The following is a 19,642-nucleotide window of genomic DNA, read 5'->3' as shown; positions in this document are numbered from 1 at the left end:
TTTTGTTGAGGAGAAACAGACATGTATATCGTTCCGGAAAAGGCGATTGCGGACCTGGTGACCCGCGAGGCCTCGTTCGATGCGGTCGAGAAGGTCTTTGCCGCCATGGCTTCGGGAGATGCCTACAACTTCCCAGTGGTGCGCGAGGCGATCGGTCACGAAGACGCGCTTTACGGCTTTAAGGGCGGCTTCGACCGCGCAGGCCTCACCCTGGGCCTCAAGGCCGGCGGCTACTGGCCGAACAACCTGGAAAAGCGCGGGCTGATCAATCACCAGTCCACCGTTTTCCTGTTCGACCCAGACACCGGCAAGGTGAAGGCGATGGTGGGCGGCAACCTGCTGACCGCGCTGCGCACCGCTGCGGCCTCTTCAGTGTCGATCAAGCATCTGGCCCGCCAGGACGCCAAGGTGATCGGCATGATCGGCGCAGGCCACCAGGCCAAATTCCAGCTGCGCGCGGCGCTGGAGCAGCGCAGCTTCGAGAAAGTGATCGGCTGGAACCTGCACCCCGAAATGCTGCCGAACCTGCAAGAGGTGGCGGACGAGGCAGGGCTGCCCTTTGAGGCGGTCGAGCTGGACGGCATGCGCGAGGCGGATGTGATCATCTCGATCACCTCGTCCTTCGATGCGATCCTGAAGGCCGGTCAGGTCAGCCCCGGCACCCACATCGCCTGCATGGGCACCGACACCAAGGGCAAGCAGGAGGTTGATCCCCAGCTGCTGGTGGCGGCAGACGTCTTCACCGACGAGGTCGCGCAGTCGATTTCCATCGGCGAGGCGCAGCACGCAGTGGCCCAGGGCCTGATCCAGGAGTCTGACGTGGCCCAGATCGGCGCGGTGATCAACGGCACCAACCCGGGCCGCACCTCCGACGATCAGATCACCCTTTTCGACGGCACCGGCGTCGGCCTGCAGGATCTGGCCGTCGCGGCCTCGGTCGTCGAAGTTGCGGTCGAGAAAGGCATCGCCATCGAGGTCGATTTCTAAGCCCCAGCCAGAAACACATTCTGCAAATATCCGCGTAGCGGAGCGGCAGGAGAGAGGTGTACCTCTCTCCTGTTTTTCATTGGGGTACTGCAAAAATGTTTCTGGGATTGAGCCTGCTGGTGGTCGGCGTAGTGCTGTGCCTGAACGGTCTCTGGCAGATGGGCCGCATTCAGGACCGCGAGATCATCCTGATCAACGCGGTTGCGACGCTGGTGTTCTTTGCCGTGGTCCTGCTGATCGCGCTGGATGCACAGCAGCCGACGGACCTGCTGGATGCAGGCATGACACTGCTGTTCGGGACCACCTATCTGTGGGTTGCCTACAACCGCACCTTTGCGTCCAGCGGCGAGGGGCTGGGCTGGTTCAGCGGCTTTGTGGCGCTGACCGCAGCGCCGATGGTGCTGCGGGTCCTGGCACAGGCAGACTGGCTGTTCGATGTGTGGCTGGCCGGATGCTGGGCCGCCTGGTCCGGGCTGTGGTTCTTGTTTTTCCTGAACCTCGCTCTCAGGCGCGGCAGCCCCCAGCTGACCGCCATTGCAACGCTGCTGTGCGGGATCTTCACGGGCTGGCTGCCGGGGCTGGCGGTGCTGCACGGCTTGGGCGGGTGAACCCGCACAAAAAAGCCGACCCAAAATGGGCCGGCTCTCTCATTTTCACTCGACGCTGGGCGCGTCAGGCGTGGTCCTCATGCGGCAGCGACCCTTTGCCATGGCCGCTCATGCCGCCCGAGACTTCCTCAGTGGCCTCATCCGCCAGCTCTTCCGGCAGGATCAGGTTCAGCACGATGGCAATCAGCGCGGCCGGAAGGATCCCCGAAGCGGCCAGGATGCGCAGGGTATCGGGCAGGTACTGCAGCGCGTTCGGCGAGCCGGGCTTGAGGTTCATCACCTCCAGCTGCAGGCCAAAGCCGATCGACAGCGCAATGGCAAAGATCACCATGTTGCGGCGGTTCCAGACCACATCCGACAGCATCGAGACGCCGGCGGACACCACCATGCCGAACATCACGATCACACCGCCGCCCAGAACTTCGATCGGGATGGTGCGGATCAGCGCGCCGACTTTGGGCACCAGGCCGCAGATGATCAGGAAGATCGCGCCGATGGTCACCACATGGCGGCTCATCACACCGGTCATGGCAATCAGGCCGACGTTCTGGCTGAAGGAGGTATTAGGCAGCCCGCCGAACAGGCCGGCGATGGCCGAGCCGACACCGTCAGCATAGGTCGCGCCCTGGATCTCCTTGTCCGTCGCCTCACGCCCGGCACCGCCCTTGGTGATGCCGCTGACATCGCCCACGGTTTCCACCGCGCTGACAAAGGACATCAGGCAGAAGCCGATCACCGCCGCCGTGGTGATCTCGATCCCGTATTTGAACGGGTTCGGCAGGCCAAAGGCGGCTGCATTGCTCCAGCTTTGGCCGATGCTGTCAAAGCTGACGAGGCCAAAGAACATCGAATAGACATAGCCGACCAGGATACCGATCAGCACCGCGGAGACCGACAGCATGCCGCGGGTGAAGAACTTGAGGCCCAGCGTCGAGAAGATCACCACCAGCGCCACCGACCAGTTCAGCAGGCTGCCGTATTCTTCTTTACCGAAGGCCTTGGCCGGCACGCCGCCTGCCGCGTATTCGATGCCAACGCGCACCAGGTACAGGCCGATCATCAGGACCACGAGGCCGGTCACCAGCGGCGGCAGCGCAAAGCGGATGCGGCCGATAATAGTGCCAAGTGCTGCGTGGAACAGCCCGCCGACCAGCACCCCGCCGAATATCGCGGGGAGCGCCTCAACCCCCTTGCCGGCAACCAGCGGGATCATGATCGGAATAAAGGCAAAGCTGGTGCCCTGCACAATCGGCAAGCGCGCACCAACCGGGCCCATTCCGATCGACTGGAACAGCGTCGCGATGCCGGCAAACAGCATCGACATCTGGATCAGGTAGCTCATGTCCGGGAAGCCCTGCGCCCCCGCATCAGAGCCAAAGCCAAAGCCCGCCGCACCTGAAATGATGATCGCGGGCGTGATGTTCGAGACGAACATCGCCAGCACATGCTGGATGCCCAGGGGCACGGCCTGCATCAGCGGCGGGGTGTAGTTGGGATCGCGCAGCTGCGCTGGCGTCCCAAGGGAAGTGTCAGCCATGAATATTCTCCTGTCGGTCATGGGGATCTCGCCGCTTCTTGTTATTGTGTGAGCGGCTTCGGGATTTTCTGGGGGGTTACTCTGAAATTACCGTGTAGGGGTCCTGGAACCAGTGTTCTTCCAGGTTCGGGGTTTGTCCGATGCGGTCGACCACGATGTACTGGCCGGGTGCGCCCAGCGGGGCGAGCACCCCGTGCCAGGTGCCCCGGTGCAGGTTGATGGACTGGCCCGGCTGGCTGATGAAGGCTTTAAGCTCAACCGGGACTCCGCCGGCGTCTTCTGCAACAACAACCAGCATCGGAACGCCGCTCACAGGCACAAAGGCCTGGCTGCCGTCGGGGTGGCGCTCCACCATGTCCACCTTGTGCGGCAGATGGCGGGCCTTGGCGTCGAACAGGCTGATGCCTGCCCGGCCGCCCTCTCCGAAATCCAGGGCTGCGCGGTCGTGATGACGGCCGCACATGCCCTGATTGATCAGCTTGTCCGGCGCGCCCGCGACCTCGATCACGTCGCCATAAGGCGCAAAGGCCTCTGCGGTCAGCGGCACGGCGGTCAGCAGCCGGCTCATGGCAGCAGATCCTGCAGCCGGAACTGGGCGATACGCTCTACCTGACGGCAGGCCTCATCGAATTCGGTTGCCCGGTCGTTGTGGATGCGGCGGTGGAACGCCTCCATGATCGACGCCTTGTTGTGGTCGCGCACCGCAATGATAAAGGGGAAGCCGTGCTTCTCCACATATTCGGTGTTGAGCCGGGTGAAACTCTCGCGCTCCTCGTCGGTCAGCATATCAAGGCCGGCGCTCGCCTGTTCAGAGGTGCTCTCCGCCGTCAGACGGCCCGCGGCTGCCAGCTTGCCCGCCAGATCCGGGTGCGCGGTCAGCACACCAAGGCGCTCATCCTCGCTGGCGGTGCGGAAGACCCGGCACAGCGCGTTGTGGACGCCGGCCGCGCAGTCATGCGCCGGGCCCAGCTCCAGATCAAAGGCGCGGTCAGCAATCCAGGGCGAATGCTCGAAGATCGAACCGAACTTGGCGACAAACTCTTCGCGCTCCATCCGGCTGGGGCGCTCGCGCTTCACCGGCGGGTGGGTCTCCGCCCAATGCCCGGCAATGTCGACGCGGCGCGGGCACCAGACGCCATCGAAGCCCTGGATGTAGTCGATGAAGCGCTTGAGGCCCGCGATCTTGCCCGGGCGTCCGACCAGACGGCAGTGCAACCCGATGGTCATCATCTTCGGCGCGCCAGCTTCGCCCTCGGCATAGATCACGTCAAAGGCATCCTTCAGATACTGGAAGAAATGCTCACCCGTGATCCAGCCCGGCGAGTTGGAAAACCGCATGTCGTTGGCTTCCAGCGTGTAGGGGATGATCAGCTGATCGCGCCCGCCGGTTTCCAGCCAATATGGCAGGTCGTCGTCGTAAGTGTCGGAGATGTAGTCGAACCCGCCTTCCTCAGCCACCAGACGCACCGTGTTGGCGCTGCAGCGCCCGGTGTACCAGCCGCGCGGGCGCTCGCCGGTCACCTCGGTGTGCAGGCGCACAGCTTCGGCAATCGCGGCGCGCTCTTCGTCCTCGGCCATGTCCTTGTGCTCGACCCATTTCAGGCCGTGGCTGGCGATTTCCCAGTCCGCGTCCTTCATCGCCTGCACCTGCTCAGGGCTGCGGGCCAGCGCGGTGGCGACGCCATAAATGGTCAGCGGGATGCCCGCCCCGGTGAACAGCCGGTGCAGCCGCCAAAAGCCTGCGCGCGATCCGTATTCATAGATCGACTCCATGTTCCAATGGCGCTGGCCGGGCCATTGCGTGGCACCGGGAATGTCGGACAGAAAGGCCTCCGAGGCTGCATCCCCGTGCAGGATGCAGTTCTCGCCGCCTTCTTCATAGTTAAGGACAAATTGCACGGCAGCTTTGGCCTCATTGGGCCACTGCGGGTCAGGTGCCTCAGCACCGTACCCGCGCAAGTCACGAGGATAGCGCGTCACGACTGGTCTCCTGTCTGTTTCATTGTTTATAGAACAAAATAATCCCGTTCGGCTTTCAGTATATTTTTGAAAGAACTTTTTGACTCTTCCTTCTGTATGCAATGGGCTGATGCGCGCATACCTAGGGAAACGGAATTGAAAGGAGGCTGGCATGGCCGGATTTCTGACCACCCATGTGCTGGACACCGCCCGCGGCTGCCCGGCGGAAGGGCTGAAGATCGACCTGTACCGGATCGAGAACGGCGAGCGCATCCACCTGCGCAGCCTGACCACCAATGACGACGGGCGCACCGATGAGCAGATCCTGCCCGCGGGCGAGTTTGCCACCGGCACCTATGAGCTGGTGTTCCACGCAGGCGGCTATCTGCGCGCCACCGGCCAGGCGGGTGCCGATCCGCTGTTCCTGGACGAAGTGCCGCTGCGTTTCGGCATGAGCGAGGCGGACAGCCACTATCACGTGCCGCTGCTGCTGTCGCCCTACGGCTATTCGACCTACCGCGGCAGCTGAGCCGCACGCCCCAAGATACCTCTCCTCCCGCTTGGCATCTGCCGGCGGTTCCCGCCTCAGGAAACTGAGGCGGGCTTTTTCATTCCGGGGGCAGCGACGCCTGGATGTGATCCACCATGAAATCCATGAACAGCCGCACCTTGGGGTCTTGGTGGCGGCGGTGGACATACAGACACGCCATCTGGATCGGGATCGGCGGCTCCTCCGCCAGCACCGGCACCAGCCGGCCGGAAGCAAGGTGCTCCGAAATCTCGAACACGGGCTTCAGGATGATCCCGTGCCCGTCCAGCGCCCAGCTGGTCAGCACATCGCCGTGGTCGGACTCAAACGGCCCGGTGACAGTCACACGCTTGACGCCGTCATGGCTGCGGAGCGGCCATTGGAACTCCGGTGCGCCGGGATAGCGCAGGTTCAGGCAGTCATGCGCCTCCGTCTTCAGCTCGTCGCTGTTCTTCGGCTGGCCGCGAAGTTTGATATACTCCGGCGCCGCGCACAGCACCCGCGGGCAGTCGGCGATCTTGCGGATGCGCAGGTTTGAATCCTCTGGCACGCCGAGGAAAAACGCCGCGTCCAGCCCCTCAGCCGCCAGGTCCAGCTTGCGGTCCGACAGCCGCAGCCGGATGGAGATCAGCGGATAGGCTTCCTTGAACTTCGGCACCGCCGGCGCAATCAGCCGCTGCCCCAGCCCCAGGGGCGCCGCCACATACAGCGTGCCGCGCGGGGTTTGGGTGACGCTGCTGATATCAGCCTCTGCCTCATCCACCGCCTCCAGGATCTTCACCGCACCGCGGTAGAACAGGTTGCCCTGCTCGGTCGGGTTTAACAGCCGCGTTGTGCGCTGGAACAGACGCACGTTAAGGTGTTCTTCCAGCTGGGAAATCCGCGACGACGCCACGGCAGCCGAGATCCGCATGTCGCGCGCCGCGGCGGACATGTTGCCAAGTTCATAAACCCGGACAAAGGTGCGGATATTGTCGAGATAAGCCATGCGGGTATTCTTTGTGTTATTTTGAAACAGCTTGGACTTTTTACCCAATACATGAAAATAGCGGCATGCTCTAGGGTCCTTGCCAAAGCTTATGAGGAGAGAACAATGGAAGAGCTTGTGATCATGTGGGACTGGCTGGGCTTTGCGGTCCGCTGGCTTCACGTCATCACCGCCATTGCCTGGATCGGGTCGTCCTTCTACTTCGTCGCGCTGGACCTTGGCCTGCGGAAAGTTCCGCATCTGCCGGTCGGCGCGCATGGCGAGGAATGGCAGGTCCACGGCGGCGGTTTCTATCACATCCAGAAGTACCTGGTGGCGCCGGAGAACATGCCGGACCATCTGATCTGGTTCAAATGGGAAAGCTACGCCACCTGGCTGTCGGGCGCGGGGCTGCTGATGATCGTCTACTGGGCGGGCGGAGAGCTGTACCTGATCAACTCGACCAAGGCCGATTTGGCCCTGTGGCAGGGCATCCTGATTTCGGGCGCGTCGCTCAGCATCGGCTGGCTGGTCTATGACTTCCTGTGCAAATCGCCGCTGGGGGAAAAGCCGACCTTCCTGATGGTGCTGCTGTTCGTGCTGCTGGTCGCCATGGGCTGGGGCTACAACCAGATCTTCACCGGCCGCGCCGTGATGCTGCACCTGGGGGCCTTTACGGCTACCATCATGACTGCAAACGTCTTTTTCATCATCATGCCGAACCAGCGCATCGTGGTGAAGGACCTGCAGGAAGGCCGCACGCCGGATGCGAAATACGGCAAGATCGCCAAGCTGCGCTCGACCCATAACAACTATCTGACGCTGCCGGTTGTCTTCTTGATGCTGTCGAACCACTACCCGCTGGCCTTTGCCACCGAGTACAACTGGCTGATCGCGGCGCTGGTGTTCCTGATGGGCGTGACCATCCGCCACTACTTCAACAGCAACCACGCGGGCACCAGCAACCCGACCTGGACCTGGCCTGTGACCGCCATCCTGTTCATCGGTATCATGATCCTGAGCCAGGCGCCGCTGCAACAGGACACCTACGAAGAATCCGAGGCGCGGGAGCTGACCAAATCCGAGCAAGTCTTTGCCAGCAACCAGCATTTCGAGGACGTGATGAATGTGGTGCCTGGCCGCTGCGCCATGTGCCACGCGCGGGAGCCCTACTATGAAGGCATCCGCCGCGCGCCCAAGAACGTGCTGCTGGAAACCCCGGCAGATGTAGCGAAATACGCCAAGGAGATCTATCTACAGGCCGGCGCCACCCATGCGATGCCGCCTGCCAACGTGACCTATATGGAGGAAGAGGAGCGCGCCCTGATCCGCCGCTGGTACGGCAGCGCCTCCAAGGATCTGCCCTTCACGCTGGCCGCGAACTAAGGCACCATCACGCTGGCCGCGAACTAAGGCACCATCACCTGCAATCTCCGATGGCCCCGCCTCCCTGGCGGGGCCATTTTCCGTCCGGCACCGGGCGTGCACCCCCTGTGCACCCCGATGCAGCAAGAGCATGGAACCAATCAGGCCCGCCGTATGTTATACTGATATGGGGTTTGCCCAATTGTGCCGGAGACCCGGTGTCTTCCGGCCTGTTCAGCCACAGCGCCAATCCCTTTCGGGCACCCTTTTACCGGCGAATAAGCCGGGCGCTGGCCGTTTGGGACCGCGGCAACACTGCGGGGTTTGGGCGCTGAAGGAGGTAATGTGATGTTTAAGAAGACTTTCGCTATTGGATTTGCACTCTGCACCACCCTGGCCGCCTGCGGTGACACAACCGGTGAGCGGCTGGTCTATGGCGCGGGCGCTGGTGCCGCCGGCGCGGCGGTTCTGGACGGCAACGTGGCCGCGGGGGCCGCTGTCGGGGCTGCGGCGAACCTGCTTTACTGCGAGGAAAACCCCCACCGCTGCTAAGGCGGGAGCCATTTCATAACAGGCGGGCCAGCTGTGCCCGCCTTTCCTTTGACGCAGTGGCTGCTTGGCAGCCGTTACTTGCCGGTCTCACTGTGCCGGAAGGCCGCCAGCCCGCGTTTCACCGCATAGTCGACAAACAGGCGGATCTTGGGATCCTGCAGCTTGCGGTGCGGGTACAGGCAGCCGAAAATGGTCGGCTCCGGCGGGGTGTCCGGCAGCACTTCCACCAGCGCGCCGGAGCGCAGATGCGCGGCGACGTCAAACCGCGGCTTGTTGACGATGCCACGCCCGTCCAGCGCCCAAGCTGTCAGCACGTCGCTGTCATCGGCATCGTATTTCCCCGAAACCTCCAGCTTGCGCGGCCCGTCCGGCGTGGACAGCGTCCAGAAATATTCCGGCGAGCGCGGGTAGCGCAGCAGCAGGCAATTGTGGCCAGTGAGCAAATCCTCCGGCACTTGCGGCGTGCCGTGGCGCTCCAGATACTCCGGAGCGGCGCAAAGAATCCGCGCGCAATCAGCGATCTTGCGCATCTTCAGGGTGGAATCATGCGGGGTGCCGATGAAGAACGCCACATCCAGCCCGTCGGCCAGAATGTCGACCTTGCGGTCCGACATCCGCATGCGGATTTCGGTGGCGGGGTAGTCCTCGACAAAGCCCGGCACCAGCGGTGCGATGATGCGGCGGCCGACACCCAGCGGCGCGGTCACCCGGATCACCCCGCGCGGCGCCTCGGAGAACTGTGAGACCACCGCCTCGGCGTCCTCAATCGATTCGAGCACCTTCTTGGCCTCGGTATAAAACAGCTGCCCGACCTCGGTCGGGGTCAGCGATCTCGTGGTGCGGTTGAACAGGCGCACGCCAAGATGCTTTTCAAGCTCCTTGATCCGCTTGCTGGCCACCGCCGGAGTCAGCCGCAGGTCCCGCCCGCCAGAGGTGATGCTGCCCAGTTCGACGACTCGGGTGAAGACCCGCAGGGATTCCAGATAAGACATGGTTCACAGACCTTTACAGGGCGCATCCGCCGCTTGCCCTTTCCCTCGGCAGGCGGCAGACACGCCGGTTCCGGCACCTATTAGCCTAACCATTTTCAACAGGGTGTTGAAAGCCTTTCGCGATTGCGGCCGTTAACCGTGGCAGTCGGACAAGGTAAAAATGAAGCAACAGAATTAGACGCTGTCCAGCGACTACTTGGAGGCCAGATGGAACATCAAAACGACATTCGCTTTTTGCTGAACGGGCGGGAGCTTTCGGTCAAGGACGTCAAGGCCACCACCACCCTGCTGGATTTCCTGCGGCTGGAACAGCGCCTGACCGGCACCAAGGAAGGCTGTGCCGAGGGCGACTGCGGCGCCTGCACCGTGCTGGTGGGCCGTCTGCATAATGGCGCGCTGCGCTATGAGGCGGTGAACGCCTGCATCCGTTTCCTGGCGTCGCTGAATGGCTGCCACGTGGTGACGGTTGAGCATCTGTCCGGCCCCAAAGGCCGTCTGCACCCGGTGCAGCAGGCAATGGTCGAATACCACGGCAGCCAGTGCGGCTTCTGCACCCCCGGTTTCGTGATGTCGCTTTATGCGCTGTGGATGGAAAACCCGCAGCCGACCGAGGCGCAGGTGGAAACCGCCGTGCAGGGCAACCTGTGCCGCTGCACCGGCTATGAGCCGATTGTGAAGGCCGCGCTGGCGGTGAACCAGTACGGCACCCCGGCCAATGACTACCTGAACACCGAGCGTGAGAGCCTGACCGCCAGGCTGAAGGCGATCCAGCCGCAGGCCCGCGTTGTGACCGGCCCGGAGGACGACCGCGCCATCCTGCCGCTGGATGCGGCGGATCTGGCAGAAGTGCTGGCAGAGAACCCCAAGGCGACCATCGTGGCCGGCTCCACCGATGTGGGCCTGTGGGTGACCAAGTTCATGAAACCAATCTCTCCGGTAGTGTTTGTCGCCCACCTGGAGGAGCTGAAGGCCATCGAGCTGACGGATGAGGCGCTGACCATCGGTGCCGGCGTCACCTACACCGAAAGCGAAGCGGCGATCCGCGATGCTTTCCCGCATCTGAGCGCCTACTGGGACCGCATCGCCGGCTGGCAGGTGCGCAACATGGGCACCATCGGCGGCAACATCGCCAACGGCTCGCCCATCGGGGATACCCCGCCGGTGCTGATCTCGCTGGGCGCCGAGGTGACGCTCCAGAAGAAGGGCGGTTCGCGCACGCTGCCGCTGGAGGATTTCTTTATCGACTACGGCAAGCAGGACCGCGAGCCGGGTGACTTTGTGGCCTCGATCCGTATCCCGCTGCGCCGCGACGGCCAGATTGATGCCGCCTACAAAATCTCCAAGCGCCGGGACGAGGATATTTCCTCAGTCGCCGCCGGGGTCAGCGTCACCGTCAAGGACGGCGTGATCACCGCTGCGCGCATCGCCTTTGGTGGCATGGCGGCGACGCCCAAGCGCGCTGCCGGAGCCGAGGCCGCGCTGGCGGGCCAGCCCTGGGGCGAGGCCGCGTTTGACGCCGCAGCGGAGGCGGTGAAGCAGGACTTCACCCCGCTCAGCGACTGGCGCGCCTCGGCCGAGTACCGCGCGCTGACGGCCAGCAACCTGCTGCGCCGCTTCTACCTGGAATATGATGCGGGAACCGCCGGTGCTGTCCGGCTGGCCGTCGCCTGAGGAGGATTTGAGATGAAAGACCATCAGACCATCAGCGGCGCCGTGCACCATGACCGCCAGCACGACAGTGCTATCAAGCATGTGACCGGCCGCGCCGAATACACCGACGATATCGCCGAACCCTATGGCACGCTGCACGCTTACCTGGGTGTCTCCACCGTCGCCCACGCCAATATCAAGGACATCGACCTCAGTGCCGTGCGCGCCGCCCCCGGCGTGTTGGATGTGCTGACCGCCGATGACATCCCCGGCGTCAACGACATCAGCCCCACCGGCAAGCATGACGAGCCGGTGTTCCCGACGGAGAAGGTCGAATTCCACGGCCAGCCGATGTTCGCGGTGATCGCCGAGACCCGCGATGCCGCCCGCCGTGCCGCCGAACTGGCGCAGGTCGATTACGAGGTGCTGCCGCACGCACTGGACCCGGTCCAGGCGCAGGAAGCCGGCTATCCGATGATCACCGACCCGCTGAAGCTGGAGCGCGGCGATGTGGAGGCGGGCCGCAAAGGCGCCGCGCACCGTATCCAGGCGCAGATGACCGTCGGCGGCCAGGACCACATGTATTTGGAGGGCCACATCGCCTTTGCCATCCCCGGCGAAGATGAAGATGTGACCGTGCATTGCTCCACCCAGCACCCGAGCGAGGCGCAGCATATGGTGGCGCATGTTCTGGGCGTGGCGAACAACGCGGTCACCGTCAACGTGCGCCGGATGGGCGGCGGGTTCGGCGGCAAGGAAAGCCAGATGAACCTGTTCTGCGCGGTGGCCGCAATCGCCGCGAAGAAGCATAACCGCCCGGTGAAGATCCGCCCGGACCGCGATCAGGACATGACCGCCACCGGCAAGCGCCATGACTTCGTGATCGACTATGACGTGGCCTTTGACGATGCGGGCCGCATCCAGGCGGTCGAGGGCGGTTTTGCCGCGCGCTGCGGCTATTCCTCGGACCTGTCCGGTCCGGTCACCGACCGCGCGCTGTTCCATGCGGATAACGCTTATTTCTATCCGAACGTGCTGCTGAAAAGCCGCCCGATGAAGACCAACACGGTTTCGAACACCGCCTTCCGCGGCTTTGGCGGCCCGCAGGGTGTGGTCGCCGCCGAGCGGATGATCGAAGAGATCGCCTATGCCCTGGGGAAGGACCCTCTGGATGTGCGCAAGGCCAATTTCTATGGCGAAGAGGGCCGCGACCTGACGCCCTACCATCAGAAGGTGGAGGACAACATCCTCGACCGGCTGATCGGGGAGCTGGAAGAGAACGCCGAGTACCGCAAGCGGCGGGAGGAGATCATCGCCTTCAACAAGGAGTCGAAGGTCATCAAGAAGGGCATTGCCCTGACGCCGGTGAAATTCGGCATCTCCTTCACTGCCACCTGGTACAATCAGGCGGGGTCGCTGATCCATGTCTACAATGACGGCTCGATCCACCTGAACCACGGCGGCACCGAGATGGGGCAGGGCCTCAACACCAAGGTGGCGCAGGTTGTGGCCGATGCCTTCCAGGTGGATTTCGAGCGCATCAAGATCACCAAGACCACGACCGAAAAGGTGCCGAACACCTCCGCCACCGCGGCCTCGTCCGGCTCGGACCTCAACGGTATGGCAGCACTGGATGCAGCGGAGCAGATCATTGCCCGGCTGACAAAATTCGCGGCTGAGAAGCATGGCGTGTCCGAGGCGGAGGTCGAATTCCTGCCCAACCGCGTGCGCGTCGGCAGCGAAGTGATCCCCTTCGACACGCTGGTGAAAGAGGCCTATATGGCCCGCGTCCACCTGTCGGCGGCGGGGTTCTACAAGACCCCGGAAATCCACTGGGACCGCGCGGCGGGCAAGGGGCAGCCGTTCTTCTACTACGCCTATGGCGCGTCCTGCTCCGAGGTGTCCGTCGACACGCTGACCGGCGAATACCGGGTGGAGCGCACCGACATCCTGCATGACGTGGGCCGCTCGCTGAACCCGATCCTGGACAAGGGCCAGGTGGAGGGCGCGTTCATTCAAGGCATGGGGTGGCTGACCACCGAGGAACTGTGGTGGGACGGCGAAGGCCGCCTGCGCACTCACGCGCCATCGACCTACAAGATCCCGCTGGCGTCGGACCGGCCGCGCATCTTCAACACGCAGCTGGCCGAATGGTCGGTGAACAAGAAGCGCACCATCAAGCGGTCCAAGGCCGTGGGCGAGCCGCCCTTCATGCTGGGCATCTCGGTGTTCGAGGCGCTGTCGATGGCGGTTGCCAGCACCGCGGACTACAAGGTCTGCCCGCGCCTGAATGCACCGGCCACGCCGGAGCGCGTGCTGATGGCGATCGAAACCCTCAAAGGGCAGGGCTGAGCCATGGCCCGCCGCCTCTCCCTCCAGGACTTTCTGGCCAGCCACACACATGTGGTGCAGGTCGCGCTGACCCGCGTTCGCGGTTCCTCCCCGCGCGAAACCGGCACCTGCATGTTTGTGGCGGCGGAAGGCCTGTGGGGGACCATTGGCGGCGGCCAGCTGGAGTACATCGCCATCGACCACGCCCGGCGGATGCTGAAGCAGGGTGTGATCAGCGACACGCTGGATGTGCCGCTGGGGCCGGAGATCGGCCAGTGCTGCGGCGGCCGGGTGGAAATGTCGCTGGCGCAGATGCGCCAGGCCGACCGCGACGGCGCCGTTGCCCGGCAGCAGGCCGAGGAGCAGGCGCTGCCGCATGTCTATGTGATGGGCGCGGGCCACGTGGGCCGGGCGCTCGCGGATCTGTTCCAGCATATGCCGGTGCGCTGCATCCTGATCGACCAGCGCGCCGAAGAGCTGGCACTGTGCCAAGCGGATGTGGAAATCCGCCAAAGCGCTATCCCCGAGATCGATATCGCCGCCGCGCCTGCGGGCAGCGCGTTTATCGTTCTCACCCATGATCATGCGCTCGACTTCCTGCTTGCCTCCGCTGCCCTGCAGCGCGGCGATGCGGGATACGTGGGCCTGATCGGATCGGCCACCAAGCGGGAGAAGTTCCGCCGCTGGTGCCGGGACCATTGCGACGGTCTGGGAACCGACCGTCTCATCTGCCCCATCGGGGCAGGCGGCAGCCGCGACAAGCGGCCCAGCGTCATCGCGGCCTTCGTGGCGGCGGAAGTGATCGCTGATTTGACCTCTGAAACTGCCGCGTCCGCTCCATCACGGAGCACAGACCTGCCTGAAACGGGCAAGCAACCGGACGCAGAGGGAGACACGGCTGGAGCAATCAGCCGGTAAGGACTGCGTCCTCTGATAGGAGGAGGCCGCCATGACCACAGGGCGGAGCTATACGTACAAACTGTTCGCGCGGAATGACTTCAGTGCATTCTGGGCGCTGTTCACCGACAACCTGATCAACCTGATCGTGCTTTCGGGCATCTGTCAGTTTGTGTTCAACATGCCCGCGGACATCGTGTTCGGCCGCATCGTGCCCGGCGCCGCAGTGGCGATCCTGGCCGGTATCGCGGTTTACACCTGGCTGGCCAAACACACCGCCGAGAAAGAAGGGCGCGACGTGACCGCGCTGCCCTATGGCATCTCGACCCCGGTGATGTTCGTCTATCTGTTCGGGGTGATCGGGCCGATCTACTGGTCGACCAATGACGCGATGCTGGCCTGGCAGGTGGGCATCGGCGCAGGCTTCATGGGCGGCATTGTTGCGGGCCTTGGTGCCATCGTCGGTCCCTGGCTCAAGCGTGTGACGCCGCGGGCCGGCATGCTCGGCACCCTCTGCGGCATCGCGCTGGTGTTCATCGGCACCGTGCCGCTGGCGACGATTTTCGAGAATCCGTTCATCGGCTTTGCCTCGATGATCATCATCCTGTGGGGCCTGGTGGGCCGCCACCGGCTGCCGTTCAACATTCCCGCCGGTCTGCTGGCGCTGATCGTCGGTACCGTTGTGGCGCTTGGCATGGGCGAGGCTTCGGTGTCGCTTGACGGTGTGGGTGTCTATCTGCCGGTCCCGTATTTCGGTGACCTGATTGCCGGTATCCAGCATCTGTTCGCCAACCCGGAACTGTTCCTGGTCCTGGTGCCGGTGCAGATCTACAACTTCATTGAAACCATGAACAACGTCGAAAGCGCCGAAGCGGCTGGCGACCACTATCCAGTGGGCCTTTGCCAGGTGACCGATGGTGTCGGCACCATGATCGGTGCGGTCTTCGGCTCGCCGTTCCCGACCACCGCCTATATCGGCCACCCGGCCTACAAGCGGATGGGCGCACGCTCGGGCTACATCATCGGCGTTGGCCTGGTGATCCCCTTTGCCGCCTTCTTTGGCCTGCTGGCGTTCCTCAATAACCTGATCCCCGTGGCCGCTGCCGCGCCGGTGCTGGTGTTCGTGGCCCTCAGCCTGGTGACCAATACCGCGCATTCGGTGAAGACCGACCACATCGCCGCGGTGACCATTGCGATGATGCCGCATGTCTCTGCCTTCCTGGTGATCAAATGGGGTGCGCTGGCCGGAGCACTGGGAGCACTGGGCGCGACCGGCATGGCGCAGCTGGGCGATCCGGAGCTGACCGCGGCGCTGCTGCAGCAGGGCGCGCATTACGAAGGCCATCTGGCGCTCAGCCAGGGTGCCATCCTGACCGGCCTGATCTGGGGCGCTATCGTGGCCAGCGTGATCGACGGCGACTTCCGCAACGCGGGCGGCTTTGCCCTGGCGGCGGCGGTGATGTCGCTGGTCGGCGTGATCCACTCTGCCAGCCTGCATTGGCCGGAGTTCAACGGCATCGCCCTGGGCTACCTGATCGCGGCCGGCTTCCTGTTCATCTACCCGATCTTCCACAAGGCGGATGAGCATGAGGAAGAGCCGGAGGACGGTGTGAAACCCCATGTGCCGCACCTGCCGGCGGGCGAATAATCCCAAGTGAAGAGGGGCAGGGGGCCGCGCGTCCCCTGCCTGCGAACCAAGGACATCAAAGACATGACATCGAAACAGACGCTGCTGCGCGGGCGGGTGCTTTCCTTCACCGCCGAGCCGCAAGGCCCTGAGGACACCAGCGCCTATGAGTTCATCGAGGACGGCGCGCTGCTGGTTGCAGACGGCATGATCCTGGCCAAAGGCAGCTATGGAGACCTCGCACAGCAGGCGGCAGGCGCCGAGGTGATCGACCACCGCCCCAACATCCTGATGGCCGGCTTCATTGACACCCACCTGCATTTCCCGCAGGTGCAGGTGATCGCCTCCTGGGGATCGCAGCTCTTGGAATGGCTGAACAACTATACTTTCCCCGAGGAGGTCCGTTTCGCCGACGCAGGCCACAGTGCCGAGATGGCCGGGCATTTCTTCGACCTGCTGACCGCGCATGGCACCACCACCGCCGTCGCCTATTGCTCGGTCCACAAAACCTCCGCCGAGGCCTATTTCAGCGAGGCCGCCCGCCGCAACATGCGGATGATCGGCGGCAAAGTGCTGATGGACCGCAACGCGCCTGAAGGCCTGCTGGACACGCCGGTCAGCGGTTACGACGACACCAAGGAGCTGATTGCGAAATACCACGGCAAGGGCCGCGGCATGTATGCAATCACCCCCCGCTTTGCCATCACCTCCACCCCCGGTCAGATGGAAATGGCCGGCGCGCTGGTGAAAGAGCACCCGGAGTGCTACGTGCAGACCCACCTGTCGGAAAACCACGACGAGATCGCCTTTACCGCCGAGCTGTACCCGCAGGCGCGCGACTATCTGGACGTCTACCAGTCCTACGGGCTGCTGACGGAAAAGATGCTGCTGGGCCATTCGATCCACCTGCAGCCGCGCGAGATTGATGCGCTGGCGGAGACCCAGGCCAAGCCAGTGTTCTGCCCGACCTCCAACCTGTTCCTTGGCAGCGGGTTGTTTGACGACGCCGGCCTGCGCAGCCGCGGCATCACCAATGCGATTGCCACCGACATCGGGGCCGGCACCAGCTATTCCATGCTGCAGACCCTGAACGAGGGCTACAAAGTGCTGCAGCTGCAGAACCAGAAGCTGCACCCGCTGCGCGCCTTCCACTGGATAACCCGCGGCAACGCGGTGGCGCTGGGGCTGGAGGACAAAGTCGGCACGCTGGAGGCCGGCACCGAGGCCGATATCGTGGTGCTCGATTCCCGCGCCACGCCGGCGATGGACCTGCGGATGCAGCGGGCCGAGACCCTGTCGGAAGAGCTGTTTATCCTGCAGACGCTGGGCGACGACCGCTCCATCGCGCAGACCTATGCGGCTGGCAAGCCGATGAAGACGGCGGCGTAGGTTTGCGCCAGAAATGAGCCGCCGCAGGAGGCTGATGCTGCCTGGCTCCGGCGGATCCCGTTGCCGTTTTCCGGCGCGGAAATCGGCCAGGAAAAATCGGTTTTTCCTGGCCGGAATTCTTGCAGAATTCCGGTGCCGCGGCGGACTACGCTGCGAAAATCACCTCCGCCCGCAGGCCGGGTTTTGCGCCGGACAGGCGCAGCTCGGCCCCGTGCAGGCTGGCAATCGCCGCCACCAGGCTCAGGCCCAGGCCGCTGCCCGGCGTGGTCCGGCTCCGCTCCAGCCGGTAGAGGCGGCGCAGCACCTTCTGGCGCTCCGCCTCCGGGATGCCGGGACCGTGATCGCGAACCGACAGCACCGCCGCCGCCCCGTCGCGTCGCAGCGACAGGCTGATGGCGGTGCCCTCGGGGGTATGGCGCAGCGCATTTTCGATCAGGTTGGCCAGCAGCTGGCCGAGCAGGGCGCGGTCGCCTGTGACGGTGACCGGCGCATCCGGCAAGCTGAGACTGAGAGTGCGGTTCTGCTCCTCTGCCGCCGGCTCATAGATCTCGGCAAAGGTGGCGGCAACTTCGCACAGATCCACTGCCTCGAACCGTGACCTCGGCGCGCCGTCCTCCAGCTGGGCGATCTGCAGCAGCGCCTGGAAGGTGCTGGTGATGCCGCGGGTCTCCTCCAGCGCCTTGTCCGCCAGCGCCTGCGCCGCTTCCGGCAGATCCGGCACCTCCTGCAGGCGCGACAGCTGCACCGCCACCCGCTGGATCGGGGTCTTCAGGTCATGCGCAATGTCCGCCGAAACCTGCCGCAGCGCCTCGGTCGCCTGCTGCTGCGCCTGCGCCATGCGGTTCACGCTGCGGCCGATGCGGCTGATATCGCCGTGCGTCTGCCCGCTCTCCGGCACCCGCGCACCAAGGTCGCCGGAAGTGAGCGCCGACAAGGTGCGCTCGATCCCCCGCAGGGAGCGGGCCGAACGGCGTGCCAGCAGCACCCCGCCCAGAACCGCCAGGGCGGTTGCCGGCAGCAGGCTGAACAGGAACACCCACAGGAACGTCTGGCGCAGGTCGTCCAGCGGTTTGGCGCTTTGCGCCACGGTCAGCAGCCCGCCGTGGATGTATTCGCTGAGCGAGATGAAGCGGCCGGAAATCTCCACCGGTTCCGGCCCCAGCGCCACCACCCGGAACCCCTCCTGCTGCTGCATGATCGCCGCATTGCCGGCCACCACCCGCCCGCCGGGGCGGCGGTAGCTGAGCAGGCGGCGCTGCGGGTCGGTCTCGCGGGTTTCGGCATTGACCAGCGCCGCCAGCGCCGCGGCGGAGGGCGTGGCGCGAAAGCCTGCCATGTCCTGGGTCAGGCTCTGCTCGATCGCCTGCCGCTGGGCGCCATGGGCGACATAGTAGGTGATCCCGAGGCTGAGCGAGCTGGCCGCGACAAACAGCAGCGACAGCCACAGCGACTGCCGCATCGGCGAGGAGCGCAGCAGCACCCGCGCCCGGCGGAGGAGGTCAGCCGGCAATCCGGTACCCCGCGCCGCGCACGGTCTCAATGAGTTCGCTGTCAAAGGGCTTGTCGACCTTGGCGCGCAGGCGGGAGATATGGGTCTCCACCACATTGGTCTGCGGGTCAAAGCTGATGTCCCAGACCGCCTCCAGCAGCATGGTGCGGGTCTGCACCCGGCCTTTGCGGCGCAACAGATGCTCCAGCAGGCGGAATTCGCGCGGCAGCAGCTCGATCTCCTGGCCCGCGCGCGTCACCTTGCGGCGGATCAGATCCATCTCCAGATCGCCCGCCCGCAGCACCGTCTCCTGCTCCTGCAGGCCCGGGCGGCGGGCCAGAGCGGCGACGCGGGCGGCCAGCTCGCCAAAGGCAAAGGGCTTGACCAGGTAGTCATCCGCCCCGGCCTCCAGCCCCTCGATCCGGTCATTCACGCCGCTCAGCGCCGTCAGCATAATGGCGGGCGTGCGCACGCCGGCACCGCGCAGGGTCTTGATCAGGCTCAGCCCGTCCAGGCCGGGCAGCATCCTGTCGATGATCAGCACGTCATAATCCGCCGCCGTGGCCTGCAGCAGGCCTTCGCGCCCGTCGGTGACGAGATCGGCGGTATGCCCTTCCTCGCGCAGCCCGGCCTGCACATAGGGGCCGGTGGTGGCGTCATCTTCGATCACCAGGATTTTCAAGGCCTTCTCCCGTGTTACAACCGTCCCGCTGATACACCCGAACGCGGCTCTGCGCACATTACAGATCTGTATAGAAGGCGT

At 64.4% G+C, this 19,642-nt stretch carries 17 protein-coding genes; 10 read left to right on the top strand and 7 right to left on the bottom strand.

Going from position 1 to position 19,642, the window contains the following annotated elements:
- Nucleotides 1-21 precede the first annotated feature (21 nt).
- Together bhcD and ACXAED_RS25540 are read left to right on the top strand one after the other, a co-directional pair.
- On the top strand, nucleotides 22-987 hold the full coding sequence (gene bhcD, locus ACXAED_RS25545; protein WP_475054635.1) for an iminosuccinate reductase BhcD: 966 nt from the start codon (nucleotides 22-24) through the stop codon (nucleotides 985-987).
- A 95-nt stretch (nucleotides 988-1,082) separates the two neighbouring features.
- Nucleotides 1,083-1,595 carry an AmiS/UreI family transporter gene (locus tag ACXAED_RS25540; protein WP_475054633.1) on the top strand — a complete coding sequence of 171 codons (513 nt, stop codon included), beginning with the start codon at nucleotides 1,083-1,085 and terminating at the stop codon, nucleotides 1,593-1,595.
- Between the two features lie 64 nt (nucleotides 1,596-1,659).
- Here ACXAED_RS25540 and ACXAED_RS25535 read toward each other — a convergent pair whose 3' ends face one another.
- The 3 genes from ACXAED_RS25535 to puuE all read right to left on the bottom strand — a co-directional run bounded on the left by ACXAED_RS25535 (nucleotide 1,660) and on the right by puuE (nucleotide 5,112).
- Nucleotides 1,660-3,132, bottom strand: a complete 1,473-nt coding sequence (locus tag ACXAED_RS25535; protein ID WP_475054631.1) for a uracil-xanthine permease family protein — start codon at nucleotides 3,130-3,132, stop codon at nucleotides 1,660-1,662.
- Nucleotides 3,133-3,208: 76 nt separating this feature from the next.
- Nucleotides 3,209-3,700: an ureidoglycolate lyase gene (locus tag ACXAED_RS25530; RefSeq protein WP_475054630.1), complete on the bottom strand. Its 492-nt coding sequence runs from the start codon at nucleotides 3,698-3,700 to the stop codon at nucleotides 3,209-3,211.
- Entirely contained in the window at nucleotides 3,697-5,112 is a 1,416-nt protein-coding gene (puuE, locus tag ACXAED_RS25525; protein WP_475054628.1) for an allantoinase PuuE, read from the bottom strand. Before puuE ends, ACXAED_RS25530 begins: the two co-directional genes overlap by 4 nt.
- Nucleotides 5,113-5,263: 151 nt before the next feature.
- On the opposite strand from puuE, the gene uraH reads away from it, so the two are divergent.
- A complete protein-coding gene (gene uraH / locus ACXAED_RS25520) occupies nucleotides 5,264-5,620 on the top strand; it encodes a hydroxyisourate hydrolase (protein WP_421056872.1) in 357 nt (118 codons plus the stop codon).
- Between the two features lie 79 nt (nucleotides 5,621-5,699).
- Here uraH and ACXAED_RS25515 read toward each other — a convergent pair whose 3' ends face one another.
- Nucleotides 5,700-6,608: a LysR family transcriptional regulator gene (locus tag ACXAED_RS25515; protein WP_475054626.1), complete on the bottom strand. Its 909-nt coding sequence runs from the start codon at nucleotides 6,606-6,608 to the stop codon at nucleotides 5,700-5,702.
- A gap of 105 nt (nucleotides 6,609-6,713) precedes the next feature.
- Here ACXAED_RS25515 and ACXAED_RS25510 point away from each other — a divergent pair, with 105 nt between their 5' ends.
- Together ACXAED_RS25510 and ACXAED_RS25505 are read left to right on the top strand one after the other, a co-directional pair.
- The gene (locus ACXAED_RS25510; protein ID WP_475054623.1) at nucleotides 6,714-7,973 is read left to right on the top strand and encodes a urate hydroxylase PuuD; all 1,260 of its coding nucleotides are present in this window, start codon (nucleotides 6,714-6,716) and stop codon (nucleotides 7,971-7,973) included.
- A gap of 327 nt (nucleotides 7,974-8,300) precedes the next feature.
- Entirely contained in the window at nucleotides 8,301-8,504 is a 204-nt protein-coding gene (locus tag ACXAED_RS25505) for a hypothetical protein (protein ID WP_475054622.1), read from the top strand.
- A 74-nt stretch (nucleotides 8,505-8,578) separates the two neighbouring features.
- Here ACXAED_RS25505 and ACXAED_RS25500 read toward each other — a convergent pair whose 3' ends face one another.
- Nucleotides 8,579-9,496 carry a LysR family transcriptional regulator gene (locus ACXAED_RS25500; RefSeq protein ID WP_475054620.1) on the bottom strand — a complete coding sequence of 306 codons (918 nt, stop codon included), beginning with the start codon at nucleotides 9,494-9,496 and terminating at the stop codon, nucleotides 8,579-8,581.
- 207 nt (nucleotides 9,497-9,703) lie between these two features.
- Between ACXAED_RS25500 and xdhA the strand changes: the two genes are divergently transcribed.
- From xdhA to guaD, 5 genes are all read left to right on the top strand, one after another.
- Nucleotides 9,704-11,167 (top strand): xanthine dehydrogenase small subunit, encoded by a 1,464-nt coding sequence (gene xdhA, locus ACXAED_RS25495; RefSeq protein ID WP_475054619.1) that lies wholly within the window; start codon nucleotides 9,704-9,706, stop codon nucleotides 11,165-11,167.
- 12 nt (nucleotides 11,168-11,179) lie between these two features.
- The gene (xdhB, locus tag ACXAED_RS25490) at nucleotides 11,180-13,498 is read left to right on the top strand and encodes a xanthine dehydrogenase molybdopterin binding subunit (protein WP_475054617.1); all 2,319 of its coding nucleotides are present in this window, start codon (nucleotides 11,180-11,182) and stop codon (nucleotides 13,496-13,498) included.
- 3 nt (nucleotides 13,499-13,501) lie between these two features.
- Entirely contained in the window at nucleotides 13,502-14,395 is an 894-nt protein-coding gene (gene xdhC / locus ACXAED_RS25485) for a xanthine dehydrogenase accessory protein XdhC (protein WP_475054615.1), read from the top strand.
- Between the two features lie 31 nt (nucleotides 14,396-14,426).
- The gene (locus ACXAED_RS25480) at nucleotides 14,427-16,022 is read left to right on the top strand and encodes a xanthine/uracil/vitamin C permease (RefSeq protein ID WP_475054614.1); all 1,596 of its coding nucleotides are present in this window, start codon (nucleotides 14,427-14,429) and stop codon (nucleotides 16,020-16,022) included.
- A 63-nt stretch (nucleotides 16,023-16,085) separates the two neighbouring features.
- Nucleotides 16,086-17,390, top strand: a complete 1,305-nt coding sequence (gene guaD / locus ACXAED_RS25475) for a guanine deaminase (RefSeq protein WP_475054612.1) — start codon at nucleotides 16,086-16,088, stop codon at nucleotides 17,388-17,390.
- A gap of 145 nt (nucleotides 17,391-17,535) precedes the next feature.
- Here guaD and ACXAED_RS25470 read toward each other — a convergent pair whose 3' ends face one another.
- A complete protein-coding gene (locus ACXAED_RS25470) occupies nucleotides 17,536-18,900 on the bottom strand; it encodes a sensor histidine kinase (RefSeq protein WP_475054610.1) in 1,365 nt (454 codons plus the stop codon).
- Nucleotides 18,890-19,561: a winged helix-turn-helix domain-containing protein gene (locus tag ACXAED_RS25465; RefSeq protein ID WP_475054609.1), complete on the bottom strand. Its 672-nt coding sequence runs from the start codon at nucleotides 19,559-19,561 to the stop codon at nucleotides 18,890-18,892. The genes ACXAED_RS25470 and ACXAED_RS25465 overlap by 11 nt, the downstream gene beginning before the upstream one ends.
- Between the last annotated feature and the right edge of the window lie 81 nt (nucleotides 19,562-19,642).

This window comes from Leisingera sp. ABM4_103, assembly GCF_056158685.1.
Note: the sequence above shows the minus strand (reverse complement) of the source record. Positions and strands in the feature narration are given on the sequence as shown.

Coding starts and splice junctions, on each gene's coding strand:
- ACXAED_RS25540 (WP_475054633.1), top strand. CDS start 1,083: ATGTTTCTGGGATTGAGCCTGCTGGTGGTCGGCGTAGTGCTGTGCCTG.
- ACXAED_RS25510 (WP_475054623.1), top strand. CDS start 6,714: ATGGAAGAGCTTGTGATCATGTGGGACTGGCTGGGCTTTGCGGTCCGC.
- ACXAED_RS25535 (WP_475054631.1), bottom strand. CDS start 3,132: ATGGCTGACACTTCCCTTGGGACGCCAGCGCAGCTGCGCGATCCCAAC.
- ACXAED_RS25480 (WP_475054614.1), top strand. CDS start 14,427: ATGACCACAGGGCGGAGCTATACGTACAAACTGTTCGCGCGGAATGAC.
- ACXAED_RS25500 (WP_475054620.1), bottom strand. CDS start 9,496: ATGTCTTATCTGGAATCCCTGCGGGTCTTCACCCGAGTCGTCGAACTG.
- bhcD (WP_475054635.1), top strand. CDS start 22: ATGTATATCGTTCCGGAAAAGGCGATTGCGGACCTGGTGACCCGCGAG.
- xdhA (WP_475054619.1), top strand. CDS start 9,704: ATGGAACATCAAAACGACATTCGCTTTTTGCTGAACGGGCGGGAGCTT.
- xdhB (WP_475054617.1), top strand. CDS start 11,180: ATGAAAGACCATCAGACCATCAGCGGCGCCGTGCACCATGACCGCCAG.
- guaD (WP_475054612.1), top strand. CDS start 16,086: ATGACATCGAAACAGACGCTGCTGCGCGGGCGGGTGCTTTCCTTCACC.
- ACXAED_RS25530 (WP_475054630.1), bottom strand. CDS start 3,700: ATGAGCCGGCTGCTGACCGCCGTGCCGCTGACCGCAGAGGCCTTTGCG.
- ACXAED_RS25505 (WP_475054622.1), top strand. CDS start 8,301: ATGTTTAAGAAGACTTTCGCTATTGGATTTGCACTCTGCACCACCCTG.
- ACXAED_RS25515 (WP_475054626.1), bottom strand. CDS start 6,608: ATGGCTTATCTCGACAATATCCGCACCTTTGTCCGGGTTTATGAACTT.
- xdhC (WP_475054615.1), top strand. CDS start 13,502: ATGGCCCGCCGCCTCTCCCTCCAGGACTTTCTGGCCAGCCACACACAT.
- uraH (WP_421056872.1), top strand. CDS start 5,264: ATGGCCGGATTTCTGACCACCCATGTGCTGGACACCGCCCGCGGCTGC.